The sequence below is a fragment of the Thiohalorhabdus denitrificans genome (assembly GCF_001399755.1).
Lineage (GTDB): Bacteria > Pseudomonadota > Gammaproteobacteria > Thiohalorhabdales > Thiohalorhabdaceae > Thiohalorhabdus > Thiohalorhabdus denitrificans.
The window spans coordinates 39,015-45,623 of the sequence record NZ_LJCP01000003.1; the positions used below are offsets into that span (position 1 = coordinate 39,015).

Annotated in this window: 8 protein-coding genes; 7 read left to right on the forward strand and 1 reads right to left on the reverse strand. The window is 69.9% G+C overall.

The annotated features are described in order from the left end of the window. Window positions 1-26: 26 nt before the first annotated feature. The gene (gene mltF / locus AN478_RS00365; RefSeq protein WP_054964645.1) at window positions 27-1,403 is read right to left on the reverse strand and encodes a membrane-bound lytic murein transglycosylase MltF; all 1,377 of its coding nucleotides are present in this window, start codon (window positions 1,401-1,403) and stop codon (window positions 27-29) included. 142 nt (window positions 1,404-1,545) lie between these two features. Here mltF and AN478_RS00370 point away from each other — a divergent pair, with 142 nt between their 5' ends. The 7 genes from AN478_RS00370 to AN478_RS00400 all read left to right on the forward strand — a co-directional run bounded on the left by AN478_RS00370 (window position 1,546) and on the right by AN478_RS00400 (window position 6,382). Continuing rightward, window positions 1,546-2,250: a DUF429 domain-containing protein gene (locus AN478_RS00370; protein ID WP_054964646.1), complete on the forward strand. Its 705-nt coding sequence runs from the start codon at window positions 1,546-1,548 to the stop codon at window positions 2,248-2,250. A 336-nt stretch (window positions 2,251-2,586) separates the two neighbouring features. Continuing rightward, window positions 2,587-3,270, forward strand: a complete 684-nt coding sequence (locus AN478_RS00375) for an adenosylcobinamide amidohydrolase (protein ID WP_054964647.1) — start codon at window positions 2,587-2,589, stop codon at window positions 3,268-3,270. Between the two features lie 254 nt (window positions 3,271-3,524). Then, window positions 3,525-4,415 (forward strand): alpha/beta hydrolase, encoded by an 891-nt coding sequence (locus AN478_RS00380; RefSeq protein WP_054964648.1) that lies wholly within the window; start codon window positions 3,525-3,527, stop codon window positions 4,413-4,415. A gap of 155 nt (window positions 4,416-4,570) precedes the next feature. Beyond that, entirely contained in the window at window positions 4,571-4,843 is a 273-nt protein-coding gene (locus AN478_RS00385; protein WP_231627293.1) for a nucleotidyltransferase family protein, read from the forward strand. Continuing rightward, window positions 4,840-5,214, forward strand: coding sequence for an HI0074 family nucleotidyltransferase substrate-binding subunit (locus tag AN478_RS00390; protein ID WP_054964650.1), 375 nt, complete (start codon window positions 4,840-4,842; stop codon window positions 5,212-5,214). Before AN478_RS00385 ends, AN478_RS00390 begins: the two co-directional genes overlap by 4 nt. 20 nt (window positions 5,215-5,234) lie before the next feature. After that, the gene (gene arfB / locus AN478_RS00395; protein WP_054964651.1) at window positions 5,235-5,645 is read left to right on the forward strand and encodes an alternative ribosome rescue aminoacyl-tRNA hydrolase ArfB; all 411 of its coding nucleotides are present in this window, start codon (window positions 5,235-5,237) and stop codon (window positions 5,643-5,645) included. Between the two features lie 80 nt (window positions 5,646-5,725). Further along, the gene (locus AN478_RS00400; RefSeq protein WP_054964652.1) at window positions 5,726-6,382 is read left to right on the forward strand and encodes a class I SAM-dependent methyltransferase; all 657 of its coding nucleotides are present in this window, start codon (window positions 5,726-5,728) and stop codon (window positions 6,380-6,382) included. The last annotated feature ends 227 nt before the right edge of the window (window positions 6,383-6,609 follow it).

Genomic DNA, 6,609 nt, shown 5'->3' on the forward strand with positions numbered 1-6,609 from the left:
TCCCTTGCCGGGGGCGATTGGCCCCTTCAGTCCTGCACCATGTTGCGCAGGACGTGGCGGTATTCCCGGATGCGCCGCACATAGCGCACGGGCTCGGTGCCGCGGGCGTAGCCGTATTTCAGGTTCCGGTAGTACTTCCGGTCCGCCAGCAGGGGCAGCACCTCCTTCATGTCGCGCCAGTGGTGGGGGCTCTTGTCGAGCTGGCGCGCCAACCGCTGGGCGTCGTGGAGGTGGGCCCGGCCCACGTTGTAGGCGGCCAGGGCCAGCCAGGTCCGGTCCGGCTCGGTGACCTCCTCGCTGAACCGTGTCTTCATCCGGGCCAGGTACTTGGCGCCCCCGAAGATGCTCTGCCGGGGGTCGAGGCGGTCTTCCACGCCCAGGGCCTGCGCGGTCCGGCGGGTCAGCATCATGATGCCGCGGACGCCGGTGGGGCTGCGGGCGTCGGGCCGCCAGTGGGACTCCTGGTAGCCCTGGGCGGCGATGAGCGTGTAGGGCAGGTCGTGCTTCTCGGCGGCCTGGCGGAAATAGGAGCGGTACTGGGGGAACCGCTGGTCGATGCGCCGGATGAAGGCGCGGGTGTCCACGTAGTCGAAGACCTCGAAGAAGCCGTAGTACTTCTCGTGGACCTGGTCCAGCCGGCCCTCGGCGCGGAATTTCGCCAGCCAGCCCGCCACCGCCCCCTCCAGCTCCGCGCTGGAGGCGGGCAGGGCCCAGGCGATGGGCTGTTCGCGGGAGAGGTTGAAAGGTGCGATCAGCTCGGGGTAGTAGCGGCGGTTGATGTCGACGATGGTGGAATCGGCCACCGTGCAGTCGATTGCCCGCTTCCAGACCTCGTGGAGGAGGCGCTCGGTATTCAGCTCTTCCGACTCCCGCCAGCTCAGCTCGGGATAATCCTTCTCCCGGAGGCCGCGCAGGCGTGCCACGTAGCTGCTGTTTGCCACCACCGTGAGATCCAGGTCGGTGAGGTCGGCCACGTCCTGCGGGCGGGCGGTGTCCCGCCGGCAGACCACCTGCTGGGTGACGCGGTTGTAGGCGGGGCCGAAGCGGAACCGCTCCTTGCGGGCGTCGGTGGGCGTCAGGCCGGCGGCGGCCAGGTCGCCCTCGCCGTCCTCCAGGGCGGACAGGATGGCGCCCAGACCGGGCAGCACCTCGAACTCCGCCTCCACCCCGAGGTGATCGGCGAAGGCCCGCGCCATCTCGTACTCGGGGCCCCGGGGCTCCTCGTCCCGGCCGATGTACCAGGTGGTGGGGGCGTTCCGGGTGAGGACTATTAGCTTCCCGGACTCCTTGATCTCGTCCAGGGTGCGCGGCTCCTTCTGGTCCGGATTGGTGGGGCCGCTGTCGCAGCCGGAAAGCGGGGCGAGGGCCGCGAGCAGCAGGAGGAGGGAAGGTCGGAAGGGCATGGTCGGTCCTGGGGGTGTGGGGGGATCGGGAACCGGCTGGAAGGGTAGCCCAAAACGTCCTGTTTTCAAACGGTTTGTCGGCATTTGTTGGGCCCGGGATCGGTCCCTGACCGGGCTGCGGGGTAAGCCAGGGAGAGACGCGATGGCCATCGTGGCGGGGGTGGACGGCTGCCCGGGGGGCTGGCTGTGCCTGTGGGGGGATCCGGAGCGGGGGGCGCTGTCGGCCGGGATCCTGGAGCGGCTGGAGGACCTGCTGGGCCTGGAGCCCCGCCCCGTCGCGGTGGGGGTGGATGTCCCCATCGGCCTGCCGGAGCGCGGCGTCCGGGCCTGCGACCGGGAGGCGCGGCGGCTGCTCGGCCGCCCCCGGGCAAGCAGCGTCTTTCCGGCTCCCCTCCGGCCCATGCTGGCGGCGGACAGCTACCGCGAGGCTTGCCGGATCGGGGAGGGGAAGGACGGTCGCCGCCTGTCCCGGCAGGCCTGGAACATCCTGCCCAAGGTCCGGGAGATGGACGCCTTTCTCGCGGCGGACCCCTCCCGTGCGGAGTGGGTCCATGAGGTCCACCCGGAGACGAGCTTCGCCGTATGGAACGGCGGCGTGCCCATGGCCCACAACAAGAAGACGGCCGCGGGGGCCGCGGAGCGAAACCTGCTGGCAGAGGGCTGGCTCGGCACCGCCTGGCCGTACGCCCGGTCCGGGCTCCCCGCCTCCGGATACGCCCGCGACGACCTCCTGGACGCCGTCGCCGCGCTCTGGAGCGCCCGGCGCATCGCTGTCGGCGAGGCCCTGCGCCGGCCCCCGGAGCCGGAGCGGGACGCACGCGGGCTGGCCATGGAGATCCGGGCCTGAGCCCCCAGGGCGGCGCCTACCAGTTCGGCGTCAGCCGGCAAGCGCTACGGAGTGGGCCAGCTGGCTGCCCGCTGGCAGCGGCCCTCCCCGCGGAAGCAGGAGGAACCCCCGACCCATTGGGGCGGGCCGGGGGTTGGAGGTGGCCCCATTGCAGCCCCGCCCCCCCGGGCCGAGCATGGGGTTGGGCGGGGCTCAAGCGTTGGGTGCGGAGGTCCCGGTGCCGTAGCGGAGCGGACCATGACCGCGGAAGTGATCGGGCTCTACCCGGAGGCCAGCTTCTGCTAGATTCGGTCCTTTTCCGGCCAAGGGCCACTAGACCACTAGTAGAGCCGCTCCATGCGATTCGCCCCCGGCGTCACCCTAGAACGCCATCCCCGCTGGAACGCCCTGGCCTTCGACCGGCCCTGCCCGGTGCTCTCCTCCGCACCGGTGGGCGGCGGCGACCGCCTGGTCCGGCGCATCGTCAACCTGTGCGTCCACGGCGACGGCTGCCTCGATGCCTGCGCGGACCCGGAGGCAACCTTCGCGGGATTGGCGGCCGAGCAGGGCTGGGGCGGGGCACTCACCGGGCTGATGACCGCCGTGTCCGCGCAGGATCTGGGCGTGGGTCACGCCCCGCTGCGGGACCCGCTATGGTCGGTGCTGGCCACGGCGGGCACCAGCAATGCCCATCGTGCCGGCGAGCCGGCCCCCGTCCACCCGGGCGCGGGCACTATCAACATCATCGCGGTAACCGGGCAGGGGCTTACCGCCGCCGCACGGGCGGAGGCGCTGGCCCTGGTGGCGGAGGCCAAGGCCGGGCTGCTCGCCGACCTGGGGCGGACCGTGCCGGGCTCCGGCCGAATCGCCACTGGCACGGGCACGGATGCGGTGGCCATCGCCTCCGAGGGCGGCGCCGATACGCCCTATTCCGGTTACCACACTGAATCGGGACAGGCCCTGGTGGCGGCGGTCCGGGAGGCCGTCGGCGCCTCCCTGGCACTGAGCGGGGAAAGGGGAGCGGAACCCGAGGAGACCTGATCAATCCGACCCTCATGGGGGCGGGTGCCCTCCTGGGACCGCTTAGGGGGCTTCCGGCTCCTTGGACGGTCACCGAAACGTTCGCTCGGACTCCCAAAACGAATCCGGGATGCGGGGTAAGCCCGGAGGGCGACTGATGGGATGCCCGAAGGGCAGGGACCCCTTGGGGCCTGGAGGGCTTGCCCCGCATCCCGGGCCCCGTGGGCCCTTCCGGCCGGATAAAGATGCTTCCTAACGGAGGAGATCGAGGCATCATGCCGTATCTCGCGGGCCTGTTGGCCCTGCTCGGCGGGCTTGGTGGGATCTTCCTGGTGGGAGTCCACCTCGCCTTCCGCGTCCCACCGCGCCGGGAGACGGGCACCCCGGCTGCTTACGGGCTTTCCTTCCGGGAGGTGCGGATCCCCACGGTCCGGCGGCGACAACTGTTCGCCTGGTGGCTGCCCGGCCGGGCCTCCGCCCCCACCGTGATCATCCTTCACGGCTGGGGCGCCAACGCCGAGCTCATGCTGCCCCTGGCGGCGCCCTTCGCGGCGGCGGGCCTCAACGTGCTCCTGCTGGACGCCCGCGGCCACGGCCGTAGCGACCGCGACACCTTCGCCTCCATGCCGCGTTTCGCCGAGGACGCCGGGGCCGCCGTGGATTGGGTCAAGGCGCAAGAGGGCGGATCGCGAGGCGGAATCGTCCTGGTCGGCCACTCGGTGGGGGCGGGGGCGGTGCTGCTGGAGGCGGGGCGGCGCCGGGATGTGGGCGCCGTCATCAGCATCGCCGCTTTCGCTCATCCGCGGTGGATGATGAGCCGCTACCTGCGGGGCTTCCGCCTGCCGGGCGCCGTGGACCGGCTGGTGCAGGCCTACGTCCAGTGGCTTATCGGCCACCGCTTCGCGGACATCGCCCCGCTGCGTACCGTATGCCTGGTCCACTGCCCGCTGCTGCTGGTGCATGGCGAGGCAGACGCCACCGTACCCATCACCGATGGGGAGCGTCTGGCTTCCGTGTCCGGTGCCAGACTGCTCCGTATCCCAGGGGCCGGTCATGGTTCGGTGGAGGAGGTAGAGGGGTACGGCGAGGGGCTGATCTCCTGGCTGCGGGACTCGCTACCTTGTGGGGTTTCTGCCGATAAGTGCGGGACGGGAGGTTCCGACTGAAACAGGTTCTGGTTGCGGAGCCAGCCAAGTAGGGGCTTTCCGGTTTGTCCCCGTTCTGCGCTAGGATGAACCCACACCCCCGGGAAACCGGAACATCCATGGTACGTACCATCGCATCTTCCCCAGGCCAGCCTATTCCGGAGCGTGTGCAGGAAGTGGCCCTGCTCGCCGCCGCCGCGGTGCGCGAAGAGCTGGGCCCCGGGGCCCGTGTGGTGTGGTTCGGGTCCTGGCCAAGGGGCCAGGCCCGGCCGCGTTCGGATCTCGACCTGGGGGTGGAACGGGATCCTGCCATTTCCCCGGGGGAGCTGGCGAAAGCCAGGGAGCGGCTGGAGGACCTTCCCACCCTTTATTCGGTGGATCTGGTGGACTTGGGTGAAGCAGGCCCCACCCTGCGGGAAGAGGTCGAACGCGAGGGGATGGCCTTATGACCGCGCGGTGGGAAAGCCTGAACAAGGCAGTGGCCCGTTTCGCGGAGGCGCTGGATGCTCCGGAAACGGCCATGAACCGTGATGCCACCATCCAGCGCTTCGAGTTCTGCTTCGAATTGGCCTGGAAGGTGATCCAGGAAACGGCGCGCGGCCAAGGCCTTTCCTGCCAGTCCCCCAAGAGCTGTCTTCGCTTGGCCTTCCAGCAGGGATGGCTGGATGACGAGGAGCGGTGGCTGGCGATGCTGGAGGATCGGAATCGAACCAGTCATACCTACGACGAGGCCTTCGCTCATCAGCTTTACGGCAGGCTCGGCGCCTACCTCGAGCCTTTGCAGCACCTGACCGCCCGGCTTCGGGAGCCGGAGAGCTGAGAACAACCTTTCCCACCGGCATGCTGCATATATCCAACCAGGTCCAGATCCCCGATAGCGAGATCGAGCTCCATTACGTCCGGGCCCAGGGGGCCGGGGGCCAGAACGTGGACAAGGTGGCGACCGCCGTCCACCTGCGCTTCGACATCCGTGCCTCCTCCCTGCCCGAGCGCTACCGGGAGCGCCTGCTGGCCATGAACGACAACCGCATCACACGGGACGGTGTGGTGGTCATCAAGGCGCAGAGCTACCGCTCCCAGGAACAGAACCGCGCGGATGCCCTCGGCCGCCTCCAGGAGCTCATCCGCAGCGCCGGACACACCCCCAAGAAACGGCGGCCCACCCGGCCGAGCCGCGCCTCCCAGCGCAAGCGCAAGGAGGCCAAAAAGCAGCACAAGCAGAAGAAGGCCCTGCGCAAGAAGGTCTTCTGAATGGAGGGTCTGCGGAGAACCAGGTGAGCAACGCTAGCGATCCCCGCAGGGCGGGTCGAAAAACAGGTGGGGAGGATGCGGTGGCGGAGAGGGGTTGCCCGCTGTGCGGAGCGGAAGGGGCGGAGGACTACCACGCTGACGCTTGGCGGACCTACCTGTGCTGCGAGGTATGCGGCTTCGTCTTCGTCCCGCCCTCTCACCACCTTTCCCCCGAGGCGGAGCGCGCCGAGTACGACCGCCACGACAACGCCGTGGACGATCCCGGCTACCGGCGCTTCTTGGAACGGCTCGCGGCGCCCCTGCGTGAGCGGGTGCCGGTCCCCGCCACCGGCCTGGATTTCGGCTGCGGCCCGGGGCCGGCGTTGGCGGCCATGCTCCGCGAGGCGGGCTACGAGGTGGCGGTCTACGACCCCTTCTACGCCCCCGACCCCTCCGTTTTGCGCCCCGGCCTGGACTTCATCACCGCCACCGAGGTGGTGGAGCATCTGGCCCGGCCCGGCGCCGAGCTGCGCAGGCTGGCGGGGCTTCTGCGCCCCGGGGGCTGGCTGGGCATCATGACCAAGCTGGTGCTTGACCGCGAGCGTTTCGCCACCTGGCACTACATCCGCGATCCCACCCACATCGGCTTCTTCTCCCGGACCAGTTTCCGGTGGTGGGCCGAGCGCGAGGGCCTGGAGCTGCAATTCGCGGGTGACGACGTCATCTTCTTGCAACGGCCCAACCCTATCCGGAAATGAACAAGGCCCCCTGGCGCGCCAGGGGGCCTTTTGGTGTTGTGGCGGGTCGGCGGTTCAGCCGTCGCCGAACGTCTCCTCCACGTGGGTCGTGAACTCCCCAGCGTCCTTGTACCCGGCGATGCGTGCGGACTGGATCTCCTCGCCGTCGGGGCCGAAGAACATGATGGCGGGCGGGCCGATGATGTTGAAGCGGCGCTGCAGCTCCTTGTGGGCGCCGCTCTGCTCGG

Coding starts and splice junctions, on each gene's coding strand:
- AN478_RS00390 (WP_054964650.1), top strand. CDS start 4,840: ATGACCGCGCGGTGGGAAAGCCTGAACAAGGCAGTGGCCCGTTTCGCG.
- mltF (WP_054964645.1), bottom strand. CDS start 1,403: ATGCCCTTCCGACCTTCCCTCCTCCTGCTGCTCGCGGCCCTCGCCCCG.
- AN478_RS00375 (WP_054964647.1), top strand. CDS start 2,587: ATGCGATTCGCCCCCGGCGTCACCCTAGAACGCCATCCCCGCTGGAAC.
- AN478_RS00380 (WP_054964648.1), top strand. CDS start 3,525: ATGCCGTATCTCGCGGGCCTGTTGGCCCTGCTCGGCGGGCTTGGTGGG.
- AN478_RS00370 (WP_054964646.1), top strand. CDS start 1,546: ATGGCCATCGTGGCGGGGGTGGACGGCTGCCCGGGGGGCTGGCTGTGC.
- arfB (WP_054964651.1), top strand. CDS start 5,235: ATGCTGCATATATCCAACCAGGTCCAGATCCCCGATAGCGAGATCGAG.